The sequence below is a fragment of the Oligoflexus sp. genome, assembly GCF_035638955.1.
Taxonomy (GTDB): Bacteria; Bdellovibrionota_B; Oligoflexia; order Oligoflexales; family Oligoflexaceae; genus Oligoflexus.
In genome coordinates, this window is record NZ_DASQYZ010000497.1 from 11965 (window position 1) to 34970 (window position 23006).

The window sequence follows — 23006 nt, forward strand, 5'->3', positions numbered from 1 at the left end:
AACTCAAACGATGATGAAGATAGCTTCAGTCACAAACTGCTGAGTCTCCTGCTACGAAAAACCAGCAGCGAATGCCACGTCTCGCGCGCAAGTGGCGATCGTCATATGACCGCCTTAGTTATCATAAATTCCATGTAGCGCCAATCCTTTTATGGACGCAAGTAGGTTAGCACTGCTCGGAAATTCGCTGAAATTGGCGACCGAAGAACCCGTTCCAAACCTGCCACAAACCGGCCGTCGCGACGTGCTAGTCTAAAAGAAGACCTGATTTTAAATCAGATCCGTGTTTGCTACCAACAAGAAACAGTTTTATTTGCGGAGAAGTTTTGCGAGAATCGGCCCAATGCCAAAACCGCACGCAACCCTGCGTGAGACAGGTCTGGCAAGAGAAGGGATGTGCATGGACTTCCATTTGACCGAGGGCCTCGTCCCCAAGGGCGATCAGCCGACCGCCATCGCTTCCATTACGGAAGACCTCCGCCAAGGTCATAAGCATAATGTCCTGCTCGGTGTTACCGGGTCAGGCAAGACCTTTACGATGGCCAATATTATCAAAAAGCTTGGGTTGCCCACGCTGGTGATGGCTCCCAACAAAACTCTGGCCGCTCAGCTCTTTACTGAGTTCCGCGAGCTCTTTCCCAACAACGCCGTTGGCTTTTTCATCAGCTACTATGACTACTATCAACCCGAAGCCTATATCCCCGGGAGCGATACTTATATAGCTAAGGATGCTCTGATCAACGATGACATTGACAAAATGCGCCACGCCGCGACCCAATCGTTGTTTGAACGCAAGGATGTCATTATTGTGGCGAGTGTCAGCTGTATCTATGGTCTCGGGTCGCCGACCAGTTACGCCAATCTCGTGGTGAACGTCAAGAAAGGCGACGAGCTGGCTCGCAATACCTTTCTGCGAAGCCTCATCGATATTCAGTACTCACGCAATGACACGGCTCTGCAGCGGGGGACCTTTCGCGTGCGAGGCGATGTGGTCGACATCCTTCCGTCCCATCAAAAGGACCAGGGGATTCGCGTCGAGTTCTTCGGCGATGAGGTCGAGGCCATTTCCATCTTCGATGTCCTAACGGGAAAAAAACTTAGATCGCATGACTCTCTCTCGATCTATCCTAATTCGCATTACGTCACCGAACGGGATGATATGCGGACCATCGTTCGGGAAATCCTTCACGATCTGGGTATCCGCCTGCGGGAACTGAAAGAGGAAAATAAGCTCGTCGAATACCAGAGGCTCGAACAGCGGACCATGCATGATGTGGAGCTGCTCGAGGAACTGGGATTCTGCCCGGGCATTGAAAACTACTCCCGATATCTGACAGGAGCCGCACCAGGCGCCCCGCCACCGACCTTGCTCGATTACTTTCCGAAAGAGTTTCTGACCATCATCGACGAAAGTCATATCACCGTGCCCCAGGTCGGAGCCATGTATCGGGGTGATCGTGCGCGCAAGGAAAACCTCGTCAATTACGGCTTCCGTTTGCCGTCGGCCATGGATAACCGGCCGCTCAAGTTCGACGAATTTCTGGAACGGACCGATAAGATCATCCATGTCTCGGCCACGCCGGGTAAGTTTGAGCTCGAGCAAACCGGAGGCCGCCACGCGGAACAGATCATCCGTCCCACTGGACTGATCGATCCGCAGATTGAAATCCGTCCGATCACCAATCAAGTGGATGATCTGCTCTCAGAAATTAAGAAAGTCACGGCAGCCGGGGCCCGGATTCTCATCACGACCCTCACCAAGCGCATGGCCGAAGACTTAACGTCCTATTACCGTGATCTTGGTATTAAGGTGAAGTACCTGCATTCCGACATCGACAGTCTGGAACGCAGTGAAATCCTGCGGGATCTGCGCAAGGGAACCATCGATGTGCTGATCGGCATCAACCTGCTGCGCGAGGGCCTTGACCTCCCCGAGGTCCAGCTCGTGGCCATCATGGATGCGGATAAAGAGGGCTTTCTGCGCTCACGCTCTTCGCTCATTCAGACTGTGGGCCGGGCGGCGCGGAATGCCCAAGGACGGGTGATCTTTTTCGCCGATCACATCACCCAGGCCATGCGTGAATGCATCGATGAAACCGATCGCCGCCGTCGGATCCAGGTGCAGTACAACCTGGATCATGGCATCACGCCGACGACCATCCAGAAGGAAATGCAGCAGAGTCTGCGTGAAATCTATGGTCTCAGCAGCGATGACCACAAAAGACCGAAGGATTCAGCCGACAAGTTGCTCAGCGAGCACAATGTGAAGTCGGTGCGCGAGTTGGAAAAATTGATTCAACGCAAACAAAAAGAGATGCAAAAAGCAGCCGCGGAATTGGAATTCGAAAAGGCTGCGGAAATCCGCGACACCGTTGCGGCACTGAAAGATACGCTTCTCGTTTACATGGATGAAACGGGTTCGAATCAATGACTCTTCTGGCTGACAAGCTCAAGCAGTTGCCCCAGGATTCTGGCGTTTACCTGATGAAGGACCAAAAAGGGACCATCATCTACGTAGGTAAAGCCAAAAATCTGCGGAACCGTGTTTCGAGTTACTTTCAAAGCGGCGGGCAGCATACCCACAAAACCCGGGCTCTGGTTCATGAGATCACGGATTTTGATATGATGCTGACCAAGACCGAGATCGAGGCGCTCCTCCTGGAGCGGACTCTGATCCGGCATCATGCGCCGCGTTACAATATTCTTTTGCGCGATGACAAGGAGTACCCTTACCTGCGCGTGCAGTTTTCTGATCCCTGGCCACGTCTGGAAAAGGTCCGCCGCCGCAGGGAGGATGGCGCGCATTATGTCGGTCCCTTCGGGAGTTCATCGCGGCTTTCGATGCTGCTCAAGCAGGTCTATCGCATCTTTCCTTTGATCCGGTGTTCGCCTCATGAATTCAAGGCCGCAACGAGACCCTGCAATTACTACCATATGAAGATGTGCCTTGGGCCCTGTACGAAGCCTGTGGAACGCGATCTTTATATCAGTATTATGCGTGGCGCAGTTTCTCTGCTCGAAGGCAATGTGCGCAGCTTGAAAAAGCACCTGGAAGAAAAAATGAAGGAGGCAGCTGCCGCCGAAAAATATGAGCAGGCCGCTCAGTTTCGCGATCAGATCGAGGCCATTGAAAAGATCACCCAGACGCAGGTCGCCATCCTCGACCAGACCGTGGATGCCGATATCGTCGGCGTCATGGAAGCTCCCGGTTTTCTATCGTTCCAGGTCAGCACGGTTCGCCATCGGGCGCTGCTGGGCGGAGATTCTTTTATCACCAAGGATTCTGCCAGCACGCTGCAGGAGTCCCTGGAATCCTTTATTCTGCAGTACTATGGCAACCGCCAGGTGCCGCCTTTAATTCTGGTCCGCGATGTGGAAGGCTTCAGCGAGGAGCTGGCCCAGGTGATCGGCCAGAATCAGGAAACGCCTGTGGTCATTCGTAAGGTCCGAGGCAAGGAGGAGCGTGACATCCTGGAGCTGACGGAAAAAAACGCCCGGCATCAGTGGGAGCAGAACAGTCGGCTCAACGATCAAAGCCAGGTGGCGTTGGAAGCTTTGCAGGAAACGCTGGAACTCAAAAATCTACCGAGGCGTATCGAGTGCATCGATATTTCCAACCTTCAGGGCACAGCGATCGTGGCCTCGGATGTTTGTTTTATTGATGGCAAAGCCGCCAAGAATTTTTATCGACGCTATGAAATCAAAACTGTAACCGGGGCGCCGGATGACTTCGCCAGTATTCGCGAGGTGGTCGAGCGCCGCCTCGAACGCGGGATTCGGGACGATGATCTGCCCGATCTTTTGATCATCGACGGGGGGCGACCGCAGGTTCGTGCCGCCATGGACGTCCTGGTACGCTACCCACAATTGGGTCTGCCCTTGGTCGGCCTGGCCAAGGCCCGGATCGATAAAGGTCTGCGGGATGATTCAGCGGCTGTGCGTTATTCCAAGGAACGACTGGTTCTGCCGGATCGCGAGGATCCTATCGAACTTGATGAGGGCACACCTGTCTTTCGTCTCGTGACGCGCGTCCGTGACGAGGCGCACCGGTTTGCCATCACCTACCATCGCAAGAAACGGCAGAAGATTTCCCATGCCTCAGTCCTGGATGATATTGCCGGTGTGGGCCCCACGCTGAAACTGCGTCTTTTGCAGGAATTTGGCAGCCTGGAAGCGTTGAAATCCAGCAGCCTTGAGCGTCTGCAGCATGTGAAAGGCGTCAGTGAAAAGGTGGCCATGAATATTTACACGGCCCTGAACGGGGAAGACTCCGAAGCAGAATCAAGCAGCGGAACCTGATTTTGCCGGCTGTGGGGCTGGATTCAATTCAGCCCAATGCTCATGCGGCAGAAACATCCGAAAGGCAAAGGCCACTGGTTTCAGATCGTGCGGGTGCTCTTTCAGCTGAATAAAGATCCGGCCTCCCACATCGGCCAGGACCTTGCGCACCGCATCCATGCCCACACCACGTCCTGATATGTCCGACACGTTCGCGGCCGTGGAAAACCCCGGGATAAAAATAAAGTCGGCGATTTCCTCGACCGTCGGTTTGCGATCATCCGGGAAAAGCCGCATGGTTTTGGCTTTTTCATGGATCCGATCCAAACGCAGGCCGGCGCCGTCGTCGCTTAAGTCAATTTCCAGAAACCCATCCGGATGTTCGCGCAGATCGATGAAGATGGTCCCTGAAGCTCCCTTGCCTTGGCTCCGGCGCACATCTGCTGTTTCCAGGCCGTGATCGACGGCATTGCGCAAAAGGTGAACAAAGGTCTTGCGCAGGACCTCGGCACCGTCAACCGTAAAACCCACCTTGGCCCCACGAATGACAACCTGCGGTGGCTCCTTGCCCAGATCACGAGCCAGAGACGGGAGCTTCGAGGTCATGTCCCCAAAAAACTGCCGCGCATCGGAATAATAGATATTAAAGAGGGTATCCTTGACCCGGGTCACAAAAGGCATCAGATCCGCGTCCAGATCCATGCGCTTGAGCTTTTGCAATTCCAGGATATGATCGCGCACCAGTTTCAAATCGATGCGGGCCATGTTCTCTTCCGGTTCCCGCTTCAACTTGTAGCGGTTGATGGCAAAGTACTCATCCACCGGTGCCTCGACGTCAGACAGCAAAGCCAAAGCCCGCTGTCGATCCCAGACCATGATTCCCTTCTGCACATCCGCGTAATACTGTTCGCACTCGTGCGCCGCGTGCGTGATTTCCGAGAAGTGATAGGTCCGGGCCGCGCCTTTGATCGTATGCATGTTCACAAAGAGCAGACGCAGTGTTTCCTCGTTGTGTCCGCTGGTCTGTCCAGCCAGGCGCCGACTTTCGTCGAGAAATTCACGCGATGACTTATAAAACAGCATAAAACGTTCGGTCGAGATTTCCAGAAGGCGGGTGATGATATCGATTTCGCGCTGCGTCTTTTGGTTCTTGGCTTCAAGGACTTTGAGGGCTGTGACATCCTTGATGGCCAAAAGAATTTTTTCCACCAGGTCCGTCTTCTCATTCACCACCGGCTGCCAATCCAGCTCAAGAATCCGGCCGCCTTCAAAACGCAAGCTCTTGGGCAGGTTGCCGGCGTTGGTTTCGAAGTTCATCGCATCCTCACCCACACTTGTTTCAAGGATGGTCATGGTCATGTCCTTGGCCTCGCGGCTCAGGTCACTCCGGTCCAAAAAGATCTTGCGAATATTCTGCCTCTCAGGGGTTTTATCATTCAAGATCTGCGTGACAAAACGGGAATAATCATCGTTAATCGTCCCATCCGCATTCATCGTCATCAGACCCTGCTGCACACTCAAAAGGATGGTCTTGGCATCACGGGTCTGGCGTTCGACTTCCACGCGCAGGTCGCGACTCAATCGTTCGGCAGTTCGGAAAGCATGCGCGAAATTTTTACCAACCACCTGCGATTGGGTCAGGATAAAGGCCAGCATTCCATACTGCCCGAGAAAGGGCGCATCATACGCATTGGAAACAGCCACCAGGATGTCATTGAGCATGGCCAGAATCATGAGGCCAAGGCCAAGGGCTGACAGTCCCGCACCGCGCTGACCTTTCCAGGCCGCACGAATGGTTTGCACCATAAGCAGGGGAGGGATCAGCAAAAAGATGCCATTCACAGCCAGCATCAGGACCTGCGGGACACTGGGAAATGAGACCACCAGGAGCAGGAGACAGCCTCCAACAAAAACCTGATTGCTGCGGACCATCCAGCGCGTCACGTACTGAGGAAAGCTGTGATGCAGAAACAGCATGATGCAGAGCAGCCCGAGCGGCAGATCCATCAGGATATTGACCATACCAAACAGAGCAAGAGCGACATTCGGGGTTGTGAAAGCCTCGCCCCACAGTCCTTCGGTGGAAATGTAGCGAAGGCCCATGACCAGGGCGAAAGCTGCGATATGGAGACTGCCACGGTCATCCGTTCGCTGCAGAAAAAGAGCAAGATTGGCCATCAGCAGCATGAAGAATGCGCCCAGGACAAAGAAGGCTTCCCAGCGCGCGTGGGTAATTTCTCCGCGAACCATGGGAGCATATCGACCCAGGGTCGGCACGGATCGATACGTGGCATCAATCGTATATTCACTGACATGGATCAGCAGCCAGCCCTCTCGAACTTCCGGCAGAGAGCCCACTTTTTTGCGACTTTGCGGAATACTGGTCTCGCGGTCGGTTCCCACTTTCCCCACATTCATAATGGGCTGCACGCGCCAGCCGCTGGCGATGGGAACGGCGAAAAAGCTGCGATAGTTATTAAAGAACTGATCGATGAGAAGACCCAGGCGCCCTGCAGGCAGTTGGCTTAAACGAATGGCGAGCGTCCCATGTCCCTGGTTGCGATAACCAGCTTCTTCCCAACTGGGTCCAGGCATTTTCAGCAGAATAAACGGCAAGGAGTCGATGGTCGCCATATCTTCAGCGGTCAGGAAGCGATCCGTATAAAACCGCCATTCACCCTGTAACTTCAGCCGGGGTTGCAACAAAGGATCCCAATCCGCGGCGTCCAATATTCCTTTTTCGAGGGTAGCTGCAGGCACGGGCGCCGCCCAGGCCAACGAAAAATGCAAAAGGAGCAGCACGATAAGCCGATGAATCATGGCCAAACCTCGGGTCGCTTGCGGTGATGAACCAGTGATATTTGATGATAGCGCCTGGATATGGGTTTGCCCAAGCCCTGAATCCCCACCAGAGGGGCAATCCATGGAATTCACGGCCGTCTTGTGCAGGATTGTGGATAGCACCAGGCTCATAGGAATTGGAAGACTTCGATGATTTCGAGGCCACGGTTTTCAACGGTCATATAAACAAAACCGCCGTTCACATGCAGGTAGAGAGTTCCGTTATTGGCCGAATACGAGCGGGCAAGAGTAGGTGCTGTCTTGTTGCTGACATCAATCGCATACATTTTACTAAATGTATAGTCGGTGACGAAGGCATGGTTATCCACAACGCTCACACCCAGAACCACACCATTGCCCGTCGTGGCGATAGTGGACCGACTGATGGGGTTGCCCGGTGTGCTCACGTCAAAAATTTCCAAACCAGCTGACCCGACTGTTATGTAAGCGTGATTATCCCGGACATCAATATCCTCCATCGAGGGACGCGAGATGGTGCGCACGAGAGAAGGTGAAACCGGAGTGGTCACGTCGTAAATCTTAAGGCCTTTGAACGTTCCTGTATCGCGATGCGTGAGGTAAACAAAGTTGCCTATTTTGTAGATGCCGGCCCCGTGGCCGCTACTAGGCGTAAAACTGCTTTGAGTGATGTCATCAGGGTTACTGATGTTAATGATAGCGAGGCCGCCACCGCGGGCATTATCTTCGACGGCAACATAGGCGAAGTTGCCTTCGACATAAACCACAGAGGCGTTGGTTAAGGGAAACGAGTCCTTCATCACAGGCGCTGCGGGATTGGTGACATCAACAACGATAAGGCCTTTATCCCAGTTGGCCACATACGCATAATTGCCGACGATTTTAACATCTGAGCACCAGCCCGATGTAGAAGTATTTCCCATACTAATAAAGCCCGTCTGAGTAGGATTAGCCGGACTGCTGACATTCACAATGGAAAGGCCCGCCACCCCTCGACACACGTAGCTGTAATTGCCAGATGTCCGAACTCCAAGAACTTCCGAGTAGGCGAGAAGACCATTACGGGTGAAGCTGCTCTTCAAAACCTTATTGGCAATAGGCGTGGCGGTCACCGCAACGCCAGCTGCATAACGACCTGTGGTCGATGCCGCAAACACTTTGTAATAACGAGTCGTATTCCCAGGAAGACTGGTATCGACCAAAGTTGTGGCATTGCTGACAGCCTTGACCGTCGCACCACCCAGCAGCGATCCCACGCTGTAAAACATCCCATTCAACGGTGTGGCCGTGATGGGTGACGAAGACGCGAGCACAAGATAGGACTGGGCACCGCCGCCATCGGCCCAACTCAAACTCACAGAGTTCACAGCAGGCGTGGCCGCCAACGAAACGACATCCGCAGGTGCTGGACCCAGGGCTGCCGCTCCAACCGCAACATTCAAGGTTAAGCTAAAAATACTGCTATTGTTCGCGAGATCTTCACAAATCAAAGTCGCGGGATAAGTGCCAGAAGCTTCAATGGTAAAGGTACTCAGGAGAGTGCCCGGCTGCACAATCTTGAGTCGATCATCATTGGTGGTCCAACGGCATTGGGTTTCCGTACGATCCTGAATCGCAAGCGCGGGCTGACCTCCCGAGGTCAAATTTTGCTCCAAGGCTCCATCAAGTGCGGGTCCTTGACGATCCACGACCAGCAGCTGACTTTTGCTGCCAACCGGCAAGCCTTGCGATGATTTCAGGCACAGATACCAGACGCCCTCTTCCAGATCGATGAGATGGACAGAGAGACCGGTAACAGACAGGGTCTTTTTGGGAAGAAGGCAGGCCTCATCTTCAGCCAGATCCAGGGTGTATTCGGTGATCCCAGGAATTTCATCCCAGCTCACCAGAATATCATGCGAATGAGTATAGGTTTGTTCCAGCTGCAGAGTCGACGATTGGTCACTGTTGCTGAAAGGTTCCAGACAAGTCTCACCACTGCATTCATCGGGCGCACTGGGGCCACTGCGGTTTTCACTGCAGGCCGCGAGACCAATGAACAATCCTAGTAGTATGGATCGCAAGGCAACTTCCCCCTGGGCATGAATTCTTATCGGTTGGGTGGGAAGTGTTCTGATGAAGGGTCGAAAAAAGGAATGCGGTCAGGAGCTTAAAGGCCTCTCTTACTCTTGGTAAGAAAGGCCTTATTCTTAGCTGTAGATGGGGCCGCGCTTGAGCGCTTCACGGATCTTGGCAATCACCAGATCAATCTCGGCCGATGTGATCAGAAAATGCGGAGTGAAACGGAGGGCGTTCTTGCCGCCGTGAATCACACCAATACCCTGCTCACGCAGCCAGGTTTCGACACCTTTTTTCCCGACCACTTTATAGCCTTCGGGATTCAGGTGCAGAGCACAAAGAAGGCCGGTGCCCGTGGCATCAGTCACGACATTGGGAAACTCTTCACGCAGCTGACGGAAGCGATCCAAAAATTCCTTGCCGCGCTCGCGGATATTTTTTCGCAGCTCGGGTGTGACGGAGTCCAGAACCGCACAGGCTACATCCAGGGCGCGTGGGTTGGTGGTCATCGTATTGCCATAGATGCCGCGCTGATAAAGTTCGGCCGCATGGCTGTTCAAGGCGAGAATCGACAGGGGGTACTGCCCGGCATTCACGGCTTTCGAATACGTTTCCATGTCCGGCGCTTCGCAGTTTTCAAAGCCAGGATAATCACAGATGCTGAGCGAGCCTTGCGCGCGCAAGCCAGCCTGGATGGAATCGACCATAAAGAGCGAACCGTGTTCCTTGGTCAGGCGTCGCGCCTCGTCATAAAACGCGCGCGTAATGCCCACACCGGGGTTGCCTTCGCCCATCACGGGTTCAATCAGCGTCATTTCAATGAAGATGCCTTTTTTCTCGGCTTCCGCAAAAGCTTCGCGCAGCTGGTCGATGTTATTGGGCTCCACCGTCATCAGCTTTTGCTCGCGGAAGGTCGCGAGCTTTTGATAATTCTTGGCCGAGGAATCCGAGGCCTGGGCCGGGCGTTCGGTACGACCGTGGAAACTGCCCTTCATCGACAGCATATAGATCTTGCGACCCGCATAACGGGCGCCGGGATCGGTCAAATTCTTGGCCTTAAGGTCGGCCAGGCGAGCGGCAACAGTCACCGCTTCGGAACCACTGTTCAAACAGAGATAGCGGGAAAATACCGGCTTCTTATCCGAACGGTTGTGACCGATTTCGCGGTTCAAACGATCGGTCAAGCGCTTCTGGCTGAAGTTGGCGGTCATGATGTTGGCCATCACATGGTGCCGGCTCATGGCTTCGAGAATTTTGGGAGGTGACTGCCCAAAACCCAGCATGCCGTAGCCACCGGAATCATGCAGCACCGCACCGTGCGAGGTAATCACCCAGGGACCGGCTGCATAGAGCGCCACATAGGGATTGACCGCGTCGGCTTCATAGAAGTTCACAAAATCACTTTGAAGGTAGTCAATCAGCTCGGTTTCTTTCATCTGCAGTTTGTTGCCGAACTCGACTTTCAGCTTCACAAATTCAGCATAAGCACCCTCGACCGCTTCTGCGAGTTGCTTATCCGTTCGCAAGAAGGCTTCGATGATTTTATCATCCAGACCTGTGGTCTGTTTTTCGCCCGTCTCGCGGCGCATCTCCTGCAGTTTTTTCATTGGCTCCATGACTACTCCTTCACTTATCTGATGGCCGCGATCGCCGGGCGGCCCTGTTCAATATCGACAGTCGGGAAACCCGTCCGCATAGGCTTCGGTTTCTGTACCTTTATTATAGGCTTAGGGAGCAACAAAGGAGAGAGAGGCCTCCAGTGCCCATCCGGTTTCCCGATACCATTCCTCTTCCCTGAGAGTCAGGGACCCATCAGGGCCAAGACACATGAGTCCTTGTCGGAGGGCCTGTTCGATGGAGGGTCTCGGCCGGAAATTATATCCAGTTTTCACGCATATTGCATTAACATTGATTCCCTGAATGGTGCGTATACCAGAGGAAACCACTTCCAAAAGCCACTCGGGCGCGGCTCGCGCGGTCTCCCTATGCACTCCCGGCATATTAAAGATAGCATCCAGAGACGAGGCATCGTTCAGGATTTTTTGACCTTCCTGAAGCCAGCGCAGATTCGGATCCTGAGACCATCGTGTTCCCCAGGGTCCTCCATACCCGTCCAAAAAGCTATGAGAACCATTACCCAAGCCCAAATAGCTTCCCGAGTGCCAATAGATACTGTTATGAACACTCGCAAAGCCTGGCTTATGCCAGTTGGAAACTTCCTCATGGGCCCAACCCTGATCCCGCAGCGTCTGACAAGCCATAAGATACATGGACTCCAGCCGATCATCGGGCAGCGCTTCCAGAACTCCGCGCCGATGCATGCGGGCCATGGGTGTACGCCCTTCGTAGGTGAGGGTATAAAGGCTCAAGTGCTGAATGTCCAGCGCTGTGGCCTCGGCCAAATCCCGCTCCCAGTCACTCAGGTCCTGATCCTGCCAACCATAAATCAAATCAATATTCACATTGGGAATGATCGCCGTTGCCATCCGGACCGCATCCCGTGCCTTCTCGGGGCTGTGTTCCCGCGTAAGAAACTTCAAACCGCGCGCTTGAAATGATTGCGCACCGAGCGAAAGACGGTTGATACCAAGGCCGGCCCAGATCGCGAGTCGTTCCTGGGTCACATGCTCAGGGTTCGCTTCCAGCGAGATTTCAGCGTCTTTGCGCAACCAGGGACGCAGACTTTCCATCAAAGGTTGATAGGCCGCATCCAGCAGCGAAGGTGTGCCGCCGCCGAAGAATAAGGTTCGAACCTCAAGTCCTCCCGGCGATTCCTGCGCGATGAGGGGAAGCCACGTCTCTGCATATTGCTGGAGAATTTGCAAATACGACGTCGGATCGTTCGCCGTAAAACGCGCTGTCTTCACAAAGTCGCAGTAATGGCAGATTCGCGTGCAAAACGGGATATGAAGATAAAGCCCGATCGAGGCTGGAAGTTGGTTCAAGCTCAATTCCTTTCTTTGGCCGCGCCTAAATTGCTTGGTTAAGAGCGGAAATGCAACAGGTATTTTCACGAAATTTTAAATGGGCAGTCTGGAAAGGGAATGTTAAGAGCGTAACAGCAACACTGGATCGACAGCACCACGAGATTCCTCTTCAAGGCGCCCTGCGCTTCAGAAGGCACAACCACATGGGGGTTTAAAATTATGAGAAACCTGACGGATCAACTCGCCACCTATGCCTCTTATCATCGTGATCGCCGCAACATTGGAACGCATTTTATCGGAATTCCCATGATTCTGTTCGGGGTCGTCCTGCTTCTTTCACGTCCTCTTTGGATGACGGATACAGTGATTGCTGTCACTCCAGCCCTTTTTGCCTCGATTGTAGTGGGTCTTTATTATCTGTCGCTCGACATTCCCCTCGGGCTTTTCATGTGCATCATTCTGGTGAGCATGCTGAAACTGGCGGCACCTCTGGCCATGGATTCCACCAGCACCTGGCTGACATGGGGCATTGGGTTTTTTGTTGTGGGTTGGATTTTTCAAACGGTTGGACATATTTGGGAAGGCAAAAAACCTGCATTTGTGGATGATCTGATGGGACTGATTATCGGCCCACTGTTTGTGGCTGCAGAACTTGTATTTGCCCTGGGTGGTCGCGCTGCGCTTCATAAGGAAATTGAAGCCCGGGCTGGTAAAACCCGGGTCGGCAAAAACGTTGAGACGCGTTAACTCGGATTGCAATTCCCCGGCAGACTCCAGGTGCGGGTTGGTTTCATCGCTTTAACGGCAGCGCTGACGCTGATATCCACCTGCGAGACTCCCACCCGATCTTCCAACTCTTCGATACTCAGAATGTACTCATCCAATTCCCCCACGTCATCCGTATTGGGAATCAGCCATGCAATCGCCTTCTGGGCACCGGTCTTGGGTTCAGAGGTCAGAATCACTTTCCAGAAATATTCCGGCGTGGCGATCCCATGCGACTCCAGAAAAAAATCATTCGACGGGTCGTCATAAACCAATCCGCCCACCACGCGGACCGGCGCGACATCGCGATAACATTCCGCAACATTTTCCGCATCGACCCAGATGCCCTGATTGAAGCCTGACGCCTGAGGTGCGATGTTACTCATGTAATTGGCCTGCTTCATGGAGTTGGCGCTGCGGTCCATATGATTGGACGTCACCAGATGACCACGATCCCAGCCTGCGACAACGCTGGCATAAGCACGCCCGCTGAACTGTCCCTCACAGCCGACAGGAAGATCGGGATCAGGATAGTAGGAATTGGGCCGCGATGCGGAGCCTGTGTCTTTGTTAAGTGTGTAGTCATAGCGCAAGGCACTGCGCTGATCGCAGTCATAGGTGAGGGTGAACGCTTCCTTTTTTAATGTGACAACGTTTGCGGCCAGGATCGATCCGGTCAAAAGCCAGGCCATAGCCATCATACTGAGTTTGAGAACCACGCTCTACCCCCTCGGTTAATCACAATTAACTACGTATGGAAGTATATATGACGGCGAGCCTGGAAGAAAAAAGATTTGTAAAATCTCCGAATAATCTTTTTTGAAGAGAACCATTCTTGGAAATGCAATTGGTGTCGAATAAGAAGACTTCAACTTCCCTTCGTTTTATCAATCAGGTAAGTTCTCTGAATACCAAATGAGATGAATTTTTGCTCCGGCCTTCTCCATGGCGTTGACCCAATGCACACGGCAGGCAGCTTCGCAAAAATAATGGTGGTGGGAATCATGTCTAAAGCGGATCTTTTGGTCGATTACATCGAACGATGGCTTTCCAGCAGTTCGCGCCGGACAATTCAACTCCTCACGCGTCTTTCTGGAGTGCCGTATCCAACTCTGCGACGCATCCTGCAGAGAGAGTCGATACCGTCAGTTGAAAATGCCATGGCCATCCTCAATCTGGTTTCGACCCTGGATGAGACGGTCGCCTACTTTGAAGAAAATGAATCCATCAAAGCCTTCTATAAAAGGGTGACCGATAAATCCTCGCTGGCGGGCCAGGATATCATGGCTCGGCTCATTGGCCGGGAAAGCTTCTGGATCATGGCTTTGGGGCTCACGATCGGCGCGACCAAATCACGTGTGGAGTCGCTGCTGGGTGCATTTGGACTTTCCGAATTTGAGATGATGATCGAGGAAGGCGTGCTGGTGGAAAAAACCCCAGGCGTTTACCGCGTGAATATTAATCAAAGCGTGCTCTATGTGGAGAGCAAACGAATTGGCAGCGAGGCTGCGAAATATATCGCCGAACTGCCGCCAAATGACCAGACAATCAAACGGTATATGGTCTATAATGTAAACAATGACAGCTTTGAGCGTATCAAAAACAAAATCCTTGATTGCTATATGGAATGTGATCACATCGCCCGAACCAACGAAGGTGATGTCATGATCGCAGCCAGCTATGTGGCAACCAGGGTCATGTCCCGGAATGATGAGGTATAGAATGCGATATCTGTGGGCGATTGTCTGCGCGTTTATGATCTCAACTCCGGCTGTCTCCGGCGGCATGTCGGGAGGCACAGGAATTGGCGGTTTGATCGAGGAAATTACGGAAGAGATTCAAGCCATACTCAAGCATCCCATTCAGATTGATCCGGAGGTGGTTCGCCGTATTTTGATGCGCCTCTGGGTTTACGGCGAAGCCGAAATCAAGATCGGTGATAAGACGATCGTCATCAAATGGAAATATAAAAATCTCGATGACAACCCCGACGACAACATCGATATTGCGGTGCTGACCATCGATGCCGCCCTGAAGACCGAGCCATAATCAGGGCGTGGAATTTTCTTCCACACTCTTCGCGGTCGGCACGAAAAAGCTGAGCGGCTGCGTGCGGAACAGATGGAAAAACTGCTTCAAAACGGCTCTTTTCACCGTCTTTCGAACCCTCTGCGCGCGTGTGGCCACAGACAGCGCCAGCCAGAAGCTAACCCCAAAATTCAGCAGTCCGGTACAAATTATTCCCAACGCCGCCCAGGCAATGGCTGATCGTGAAAGATGATCCACCCCCGAATAAACTGAAATCGCCAGCTGCGCCGACGACAGCGTCACATGTCGCACGTCCATCGGCAAACCCATAATGCGGCCGACAAAAGGCAGCATGGCCAGTAAAAATCCCAATGTGATATTGCCTGCGATTCCAGAAATATTCCGGGTTAAAAAATCAGCGCAATACCCCCCGGAATGAGCGCCAAAAGCCACCTTGAGCCGACGATTATCCCGCAACCGATCGGGTATCTTTTGGAAGGCCACCCAGTTTTCCACCCAACCCGCGATCAGGCTGGACACCCAGAGCAAAACGCCAGTCATGGCGGCATAAAGCAGAGTCAGACTTTTGAAAGGATGCAGGGACTCCACGGAATAGGTGGCAAAATCCATGGTAAAAAGCGGCTTTCCATTCAACTTCATGACGATCCACGCGACCAAAAACGCTGTGGGGATGGCCAATCCAATATTTCCCACCGCGGCGGCCAGCTGCGAACGCACGATCATTCGTATTTCTGAGGCCAGCGCCAAACCCTTGTCCGAACCCTTGCCCATGGACAGTTTCTTAGCGAGAGCGGACGCTGTCATCGAGGGCTGTTTGGTGGCCAGGGTAAAATGCAAGGCTTGCATCAAAAGAAAACTGCTGGAGAAATTGAGCCAATGGGCTAACGCTTCAATAAAAGCTGGAGCTTTCGAGCGTGCAACCGCGTATTTGAGCCAGCTCGTTCCCACCGTAAGGATGCCACCACCTGCCGCCGAGCGCAGCATGTGCCAGTATTCCTTGCGGGTGCGGGTAATATAATGTTCCCCTGAAGTTCCTGCATGCTCCACCACACGCAAGGCCAGCAGCTGAATGTTGCCTTGAAAAAGCGAGGACACATTGCGATGACTGGCCGCCGCGTGAATCAATTCAGAAAGGAGCAGCTTCAGGCCTGCCATCTCCGGACCGGAATACCTCGACTGCAGGCAATCGATCAGCACCTGCAGCCTTTGTAAAAGCAAAGTCTGGTGCTGCAACCGAAAGATCAGCCCCATGTTCACGCCGGTTTTCTGCAGGCATTCAATGACCTGATTCAACGAAGAATAGGACTGGGTAATATCTTGTTGCACCTGCTCGAAAAACGGCAACACTTCGGCTGCGATCACTCGGTCAGATCGCAGATAATCAGCCAGAGTCCGTACAGCATCCTGCAGGCGAACAAAAGCGAGGGCGGACGGTGAATGGGTTCCGAGTCGGATCCAAAGGGACTGCGACGTGCCCATGGCTGCAATTTGAATGGCCAGAATATGCAGGGCATCGATCAGATCACCAAACAGCGGCTTCCAAAGCCCGGGCCCCAGGGGCGAGGCACCTTCGATGAGCGCGCGCACCTCCATCAAGGTCGATTCGGGTAAAGCGTTCACCCAATCCGCATCGGTTTCATGCTCAAAGACCCGCGTGATCAGCCCAGTCAGGTCATCGTCCTCTTTGGATAGGGGCAGGAGGCGCTCCACCATCAGGTCCGTTACCTGATCGACAAAGCCTTTGCCTTCCAAAAGTCCGACATAAGCGAAAAGATTAAATCCATGCGTCTTGTTAAAAAAACTGGCCCATACCTGGGCCACCGGCGTTTTCCACTCCGGGTGACGTTCGAGGAGCTGCAGCAGGAATTTCATGCGGACCACAGGTGCGTAACCCGGTGGCTGTTCGGCTTCACCCGGCTTGATTGGGGATCGCAGCCAGGTCATCAGCATTTCCATCCAATCCAGCCTTTGTTCAAGGCTGGATTGGGGTCGCGCCTGGGCCAGGATGTAGGACAAATCCTGCTTGGCCGAGGATTGATAAAAAAGTTCAAAGACCTTGTTTAAAATATTTGCCATTAGCCCATCATTCCTTCAGCCGTGAATCACGCTCATGCTCTTCCATTTTCCACCTTTGAACCTTGCTAAAAAGATAAAGGATTGGAAAATGATATAAAAACTGGCAGCACCCCAGGCCCAGTAGACCGCACCATCCCAGTCCTTTATGAACCAGGTGGGAGCTACCATCAAAGGCCAGGGAACGGTCAAGGCTACCAGAGTCACAAACCGCGTGTCACCTGCGCCTTTAAGGGCGAAGGAAAAAATCAGGTTCATACTGTCGAAGCAGGTAAAAAGGGCGACATACATCAGGAGATAGGGCACAATGATGCTGACTTGATTCCAAAGATCCTGCTGAGTGGGATTGTGAAACCAATTCAGGTAGAAGTGCGGGAACAAAAGAAATGTCAACCCGACTGTGAAAATATACATCAGGGACAGCTGCAGGCCGCTCCAGGTACAGGCTTCGGCAAGATCGGCTTTTTTATCGCCCAGGTATTGCCCTAATTGAATGGACACAGCCTGCGCCACACCCATGGGTGGGAGTACGGCCAGCATCATCACCGTGACGACGATGCCACTGCTGGCCAGGGCCGCATCGCCATTGGTCATCCGCCCGACAAAGATCAGAAACACGGTAAAAGCCAGCCCTTCCAAAGCCCATTGTAGCCCACTCGGCAATCCGAAGCGGAGATAACGCTTCATTAAACTCCAGTTCACCTGCCAACCGGATCGTACCGCAAAATCCTGTTCGTGCTTTTTCTGGAACACGAGATAAAGGGCATAGATCGCCGAACACCAGGTCGCCAAAGCCGTTGCATATCCAGCTCCTGCCACACCCCAGGCGGGAAAACCGAATTTTCCGAAGATCATAACGTAATCGAGGATCACATTCGCAATCAGACCCACGCAGTTGATCCACATCACCGTCCGTGTGTTACCCAGCCCCGAAAAAAAGCTGCTGCATGCGGCGACCAGCGCCGTGGGCAAGGCCGAATAACAGATGGCTTGAAAGTATTCAACTTCGAGCGGTCGCACCTGACTCGAGTGGCCAATCATGGTGAAAAGAGTGTCGGCCATGGGAATCAATCCAAGGAAAAGCAGGCCGCCGGCCACACTTAAATACAGAGCCTGCCAAACGGCAGGACCAATCATCCGGGTTTCCTTGGCTCCGAAATATTGGGCCACAAAAGTCATTAAATAAGCGGCTGTTTGCTGCAGAAGTGCCATGGGAGTCCAGAAGACGCCCATCACAGCCATGGCGGCAGCCAGCGCTTCGGTGGAATACTGCCCGAGAAAAACTCGATCAATCGTCAGCTGCAGGTTCCAAAAGCTATTGGCGATGATAAGCGGCCACGCCAGCCTCAGGAGAGTTTTCCAGCGGTCCGTGCGTTTGGTTTGCATTTCCAATGGAGCCTCCTTGAGATCCAGCCTACAGCTGATTCCGATTCAGTGTCAGGGCATCGAGTGCCATGATTATACATGAGGAGACTTCAGGAAAGTGGGAGAAATGTCAGGCGAGGACGAAATTGAGAGGAAATGGGGCCACAAGGTGACCCCTGGAGGCTGGCTTACTTACGAACCACTTTAGTCTTGGACTTGGCTTTGGTCTTCACCTGTTTGGCTTTGCCAGCCTTGCTTTTCTTGACAGCTTTTGCCGCTTTGGGTGCCTTGGGTTCGGCAATCACTTTGGAAGCCGTTCCAGCAGCTGGGACAGCAGCGGGAGCAAGGGCGCCTTCAGGCGCAGGAGTCGCCGTAGGTTCTGTTGGAATAACATCACTGGCTGGGGCCGCGTTGGCGACAGGCGCTTCATCCGCGACCGGCACTACGGTTTCTTCCATCATACGCGGCGGCATAAGCGTGCCTTCCTTCGTATCACCTTCTGGAACGCCATTGGTTTGGGTCAACATGCCATCAACCCAGGTTTTCTCACTCGAAACATTCGTCACAGCATCACCAAGGCTTTTAAAACCATCCACGACGCGATCGGAATAGTAGTAACCGCTGATGCCACCGATCACCACCACGGTAAGGAAGGCGATTTTGAAGCGGTTAAAAGGCTTGGAAAAGAACGATTCGCTCGATGTCGGGTGGACCGACGATGAATAGCTCAGACCGAGACGGGCACTGGGAGTCTTGTTGATTCTTTCCACTTTGCTCAGTTCGGTCATGGCAGTTCTTACCTTGTTTTGAAGTGTAAACGCAGTGGTCCGCATGAAACTGCTGGCAGCTTCCAACTTAATAGACCGGGGCGCGCTGAGAATGGTTTTCTTCATTTGACTATCAGCCGAGGCTTTGGCTTTGGGCTTCCGGGCAGCAGCTTTTTTAGGAGCCGACGGCACAGGGGGCTTGGCTACTATAGGATTGGTATTTTTTTTCTTTGTCATAACAGGGGTCCTTCCGTTCCAGAATAAGAGCAACAGTTCCACAAGCCCCTTCTTGCAAGGGGCTTGCCATAACGGCGCATATTGAACATGTTGATTTTATTGGAAAAGAGGGACGGGGCGGTGATCAAATGTTAGACACTTCAGAAGGGCGACGGTAAACAGCGTAGAATTTCTGTCAGTTCCACGAGCGGCAAACCCACCACATTGGAATAGGATCCGCTGATCTTTTCCACCAGAAATCCACCAATACCTTGAATTCCATAGGAACCGGCCTTATCCAAAGGCTCACCGGTTCCCACATAGTACGAGATTTCCTGGGCGGTGAGTTTTTTGAAGAACACATCCGTTTCAATTACCCGCTGTTCGACGCCTGCCGATGGGCCAGGCCCATGGGCACTCGCCCATGGGCCTTGTCCAAATACGACAGCTAGACCCGTTAAAACCTTGTGCGAGCGTCCTGACATGCGTTCGAGCATACGCTTCGCATCAGCGGCGTCCAAAGGTTTTTCCAACACCTCGTCATCAAGCACACCAATCGTATCCGAACCAATGACAGCCCAGGGTTTATCGTGCGCTAACGTCTGATAAACGATCTGCGCTTTTTCGCGCGAGTTCCTCTGCACATAATCGAGCGGCGATTCGTGAAGACGCCGCTTTTCTTCAATGGCAGGCACAGCAATGGTAAAAGGCAGACCCAAATAGCGTAAAAGCTCCTGACGCCGCGGCGAAGAACTGGCCAGAACCAGGTGCCACGGAAAATTTTCGAATATGGCTTGAGTTTTTTTAGACATCAAAGGTCACCCGATGCTTTTGATCCGCAGCGATCATACGCGCGGCGAGGCTGTGCCGATGCCGCAGCCCATTCTGATAAAGCTCAGAATCCTGCAGCGCAAGAATTTGAAGAATGAAGAGGGACGCTTGCGCAAAGCCTGACGAACCGATTCCCAGCGTTGCGATCGGCAGGGGACCAGGCAGCTGTTCGAGGGAAACGGGAGACTCACTCGCGGCGACATGAAGAACAGGCCGTTGACAGAGGGATGATACCAGCGAAGCCAACCGATCCTGAGGTGACGCCAGACACACGATCACCTGACCACCTTCGCTTTGAAATGAAGTCACAATGTCCTTGACGTAATCCGGAGCCACCTGCGCCGAGGCCACACGAATTTGATAGCTGACGCGAAAATCCCGCAGAATGTGCTGGCCCTGTTCCGTCAGACTCAGATCATCCGCAGCGCCCAGCAGAATGAGAACCTTTTGCAAAAGCTTAACCCTCCACCAGAACGGACCCAATATCATGACGATACTGGACTCCGCTCCAGTGTGCCGCAATTTTTTTGATGGTGGCATAGGCATGGCGCCGGGCTTCCACAAAATCCTTGCCATGCGAGACAACTGTAAGAATACGACCGCGTCCCGTTAAAAGACGGCCCTGCTCTTCGCGAACCGCTGCAGCAAAGACCTGAGCCACGTCGCCCTTATTTTGAAAGACTTCCCGCGGCACTTCAAATTTTTGCGGCACGCCTTCACCATACGGATAGCAAGGCGAGGCCAGCACCACGCAAACCGAGGCGCCTGCATTCTGCGCAGCGGCGGATTCAAATTCGCGATTGTCATCCAAAAGGCCGACCTTGGCCGCAATCAATTGCGCCCAATCCCGTTGATCATGAACGGCCAGCACCTCGGCTTCGGGATCCCCAAGGCGAACATTGAATTCCACAACGGAAGGACCTTTATCACTCCACATGAGTCCTACATAAAGACAGCCGTTATAGGTCATGCCTCGTTTTTTCAATTCAACCAGCAAAGGCTGCACGACTTTTTTCATCACGGTGTCGCCGGCGTCCGCTGGCAGCCAGGGAACAGGCGTATAGCATCCCATCCCACCGGTATTCGGTCCCTGATCACCGTCCTTCAAACGTTTATGATCCACCGCAAAACCGAGGGGCGTTGGTTGCCCTTCTCCAAGGAAAACAAAGAATGAGCATTCGCGTCCGACCAGAACCTCTTCGATCACGACGGTTTCAGCCGACTTGGCCATCCCTGATCGATACAGGCGTTCTATTCCTTCATCAATGTCGGCCTGTTTTTGGCAGACAAAAACACCCTTCCCGGAGGCCAAACCACTGGCCTTGATGACCGCGCCACCCGAGTTGGCTAAAAATTGTTCGGCCTTCTGCCGGCAGGCGGTCTCACCCTGGACCACAGCAAACGCCGCGGTTGGGATGCCCGCAGCCTGCATCACATCCTTGGCAAAGGCTTTTGAGGATTCCAGTTGAGCCGCAGCGGCGACCGGTCCAAAGCATGGCAGTTTAAGTTCGGCACAGGCATCCGCGAAACCATCCGCCAGGGGCTGCTCGGGTCCCACCACAACAAAATCAACACCCTGATTCCGCGCCAGGCGAGCTACATCAGCCATTCCAGCATCCAAACCCATCGGCAATCGGGATCCGAGCGCGTCCATCGCCGCGGAGCCTGGCCAGATGAGGAGGTCATCAACCAGCTTGGATTGACGTAATTTCCAAGCCAGAGCGTGCTCGCGAGCGCCTGAGCCAACTAGCAGTACTTTCATGATATGTTTTCCTCAAATGGGTTTTTTGCGGATGCGTCCACACTTTTAGCGGCCACACTCTCCTCTGTCAACACTCACAAGCTGGGCCCGGCCAATGGTATAATAGGACAAAGCGCGCGCTCTCTCATAAATAGACAGGGTTCACCATGGTGCAGATGCAGCAGGCATCTTGGGACAATCAAAAAATTGCTTTGCTTTCGGCAAATCCTGCCTCATTTTCCGAGGAGGTCACGTCGCGCCTCGAAAGGCGTAACTGGGCATTTCCGGTCAAAACCGCCAAAATCGTCGAAGCCTTCAAAGCGATTTCCAGTGGTCGTTGTTCGGTGCTGATCATTCACGATACACCCGAACTTCCCGCGAGTTTCGTTTTGCGTGCTCAGATCGTCGAACCCATCGCCATCATCACACCGACGATCGTGGTCGCGCATCCGGATCACCGACTGGAAACGGCTCTGATCAAAGACATTGGGGCTCCTGAACTCGTGGAAGCTCCGCTGAATCCTGCCGCGTTTATCGGCAGCTTCGAGTGGTTGATCCGGCGTTGGAGTCAGGGCAGCTTGCGCAAACTCTACCAAGCGCGCCGCCTCTTTTTGGAAAAGCAGTATCTGCTCTTTTCCAAATTGATCGGTAATCTTAAGGATGATCCGGATCTGCAGCCACTCGTCACGCCCTGCATGGCGCAGATTCTCATGAAACAATCCGATTTCAAAACGGTGGAAAAACTTCTTCTGACATCTTTGAAGGAACATCCACGCAATATCGGCATTATCGTCAACCTCGTCGAATTCTATCTGCGAGCCGCCATGCCGGAAACCGCGCTGAAAATCATTGCGGCGACCCGGAAAAATCATGGCAATCCTCGCATGCTCTTTTCCGATCAGATTCAGGCTCATCTCATGTTGAATCAGATAAAAGATTGTATTCCGCTGCTGGAAGCTCTGGTCCGCGAGGACTATGGGCGTAAGCAGGCTTCGGCATTCCTGGCCCGCTGTCTTTATGCAGAAGGTCACAAGGAAAAGTTTCAAAAAGCCGTGTCGCATCAGGTGCCGTTGATCGAAGAATTTCAAAACAAATGGAATAAAGCTGCGAGCTGAG

Annotated in this window: 17 protein-coding genes; 6 read left to right on the top strand and 11 right to left on the bottom strand. The window is 53.1% G+C overall.

Annotation, left to right across the window (positions count from 1 at the left end; genetic code table 11):
• Positions 1 to 400 precede the first annotated feature (400 nt).
• Both uvrB and uvrC read left to right on the top strand, forming a co-directional pair.
• A complete protein-coding gene (uvrB, locus tag VE954_RS40315; RefSeq protein WP_324963882.1) occupies positions 401 to 2431 on the top strand; it encodes an excinuclease ABC subunit UvrB in 2031 nt (676 codons plus the stop codon).
• Positions 2428 to 4299: an excinuclease ABC subunit UvrC gene (gene uvrC, locus VE954_RS40320; RefSeq protein ID WP_324963884.1), complete on the top strand. Its 1872-nt coding sequence runs from the start codon at positions 2428 to 2430 to the stop codon at positions 4297 to 4299. The genes uvrB and uvrC overlap by 4 nt, the downstream gene beginning before the upstream one ends.
• Here the strand turns inward: uvrC and VE954_RS40325 are convergent.
• From VE954_RS40325 to VE954_RS40340, 4 genes are all read right to left on the bottom strand, one after another.
• Entirely contained in the window at positions 4282 to 7098 is a 2817-nt protein-coding gene (locus VE954_RS40325; protein WP_324963886.1) for a 7TM diverse intracellular signaling domain-containing protein, read from the bottom strand. The genes uvrC and VE954_RS40325 overlap by 18 nt on opposite strands.
• Before the next feature lie 149 nt (positions 7099 to 7247).
• On the bottom strand, positions 7248 to 9161 hold the full coding sequence (locus tag VE954_RS40330; RefSeq protein WP_324963888.1) for a hypothetical protein: 1914 nt from the start codon (positions 9159 to 9161) through the stop codon (positions 7248 to 7250).
• A 126-nt stretch (positions 9162 to 9287) separates the two neighbouring features.
• A complete protein-coding gene (locus VE954_RS40335; protein ID WP_324963890.1) occupies positions 9288 to 10772 on the bottom strand; it encodes an aminotransferase class III-fold pyridoxal phosphate-dependent enzyme in 1485 nt (494 codons plus the stop codon).
• A 111-nt stretch (positions 10773 to 10883) separates the two neighbouring features.
• On the bottom strand, positions 10884 to 12101 hold the full coding sequence (locus VE954_RS40340; RefSeq protein WP_324963892.1) for a coproporphyrinogen-III oxidase family protein: 1218 nt from the start codon (positions 12099 to 12101) through the stop codon (positions 10884 to 10886).
• A gap of 201 nt (positions 12102 to 12302) precedes the next feature.
• Between VE954_RS40340 and VE954_RS40345 the strand changes: the two genes are divergently transcribed.
• The gene (locus VE954_RS40345; protein WP_324963894.1) at positions 12303 to 12830 is read left to right on the top strand and encodes a DUF962 domain-containing protein; all 528 of its coding nucleotides are present in this window, start codon (positions 12303 to 12305) and stop codon (positions 12828 to 12830) included.
• Here the strand turns inward: VE954_RS40345 and VE954_RS40350 are convergent.
• Positions 12827 to 13540: a DNA/RNA non-specific endonuclease gene (locus tag VE954_RS40350; protein ID WP_349263871.1), complete on the bottom strand. Its 714-nt coding sequence runs from the start codon at positions 13538 to 13540 to the stop codon at positions 12827 to 12829. The genes VE954_RS40345 and VE954_RS40350 overlap by 4 nt on opposite strands.
• Before the next feature lie 312 nt (positions 13541 to 13852).
• On the opposite strand from VE954_RS40350, the gene VE954_RS40355 reads away from it, so the two are divergent.
• Both VE954_RS40355 and VE954_RS40360 read left to right on the top strand, forming a co-directional pair.
• Positions 13853 to 14569 (top strand): hypothetical protein, encoded by a 717-nt coding sequence (locus VE954_RS40355; RefSeq protein ID WP_324963898.1) that lies wholly within the window; start codon positions 13853 to 13855, stop codon positions 14567 to 14569.
• A gap of 1 nt (position 14570) precedes the next feature.
• On the top strand, positions 14571 to 14897 hold the full coding sequence (locus VE954_RS40360; RefSeq protein ID WP_324963900.1) for a hypothetical protein: 327 nt from the start codon (positions 14571 to 14573) through the stop codon (positions 14895 to 14897).
• On the opposite strand, the gene VE954_RS40365 is transcribed toward VE954_RS40360, so the two are convergent.
• The 6 genes from VE954_RS40365 to purD all read right to left on the bottom strand — a co-directional run bounded on the left by VE954_RS40365 (position 14898) and on the right by purD (position 21911).
• The gene (locus tag VE954_RS40365) at positions 14898 to 16973 is read right to left on the bottom strand and encodes a hypothetical protein (protein ID WP_324963902.1); all 2076 of its coding nucleotides are present in this window, start codon (positions 16971 to 16973) and stop codon (positions 14898 to 14900) included.
• A 15-nt stretch (positions 16974 to 16988) separates the two neighbouring features.
• Complete coding sequence (locus VE954_RS40370) at positions 16989 to 18356, bottom strand: MATE family efflux transporter (protein WP_324963904.1); 1368 nt, start codon at positions 18354 to 18356, stop codon at positions 16989 to 16991.
• Positions 18357 to 18523: 167 nt separating this feature from the next.
• Entirely contained in the window at positions 18524 to 19339 is an 816-nt protein-coding gene (locus VE954_RS40375) for a hypothetical protein (protein ID WP_324963906.1), read from the bottom strand.
• Positions 19340 to 19479: 140 nt separating this feature from the next.
• Complete coding sequence (locus VE954_RS40380) at positions 19480 to 20130, bottom strand: Maf family protein (RefSeq protein ID WP_324963908.1); 651 nt, start codon at positions 20128 to 20130, stop codon at positions 19480 to 19482.
• On the bottom strand, positions 20123 to 20602 hold the full coding sequence (locus tag VE954_RS40385) for an AIR carboxylase family protein (RefSeq protein ID WP_324963910.1): 480 nt from the start codon (positions 20600 to 20602) through the stop codon (positions 20123 to 20125). The genes VE954_RS40380 and VE954_RS40385 overlap by 8 nt, the downstream gene beginning before the upstream one ends.
• 4 nt (positions 20603 to 20606) lie before the next feature.
• Positions 20607 to 21911, bottom strand: coding sequence for a phosphoribosylamine--glycine ligase (purD, locus tag VE954_RS40390; RefSeq protein WP_324963912.1), 1305 nt, complete (start codon positions 21909 to 21911; stop codon positions 20607 to 20609).
• A 146-nt stretch (positions 21912 to 22057) separates the two neighbouring features.
• On the opposite strand from purD, the gene VE954_RS40395 reads away from it, so the two are divergent.
• Positions 22058 to 23005 (top strand): hypothetical protein, encoded by a 948-nt coding sequence (locus tag VE954_RS40395; protein WP_324963913.1) that lies wholly within the window; start codon positions 22058 to 22060, stop codon positions 23003 to 23005.
• Position 23006: the final 1 nt, after the last annotated feature.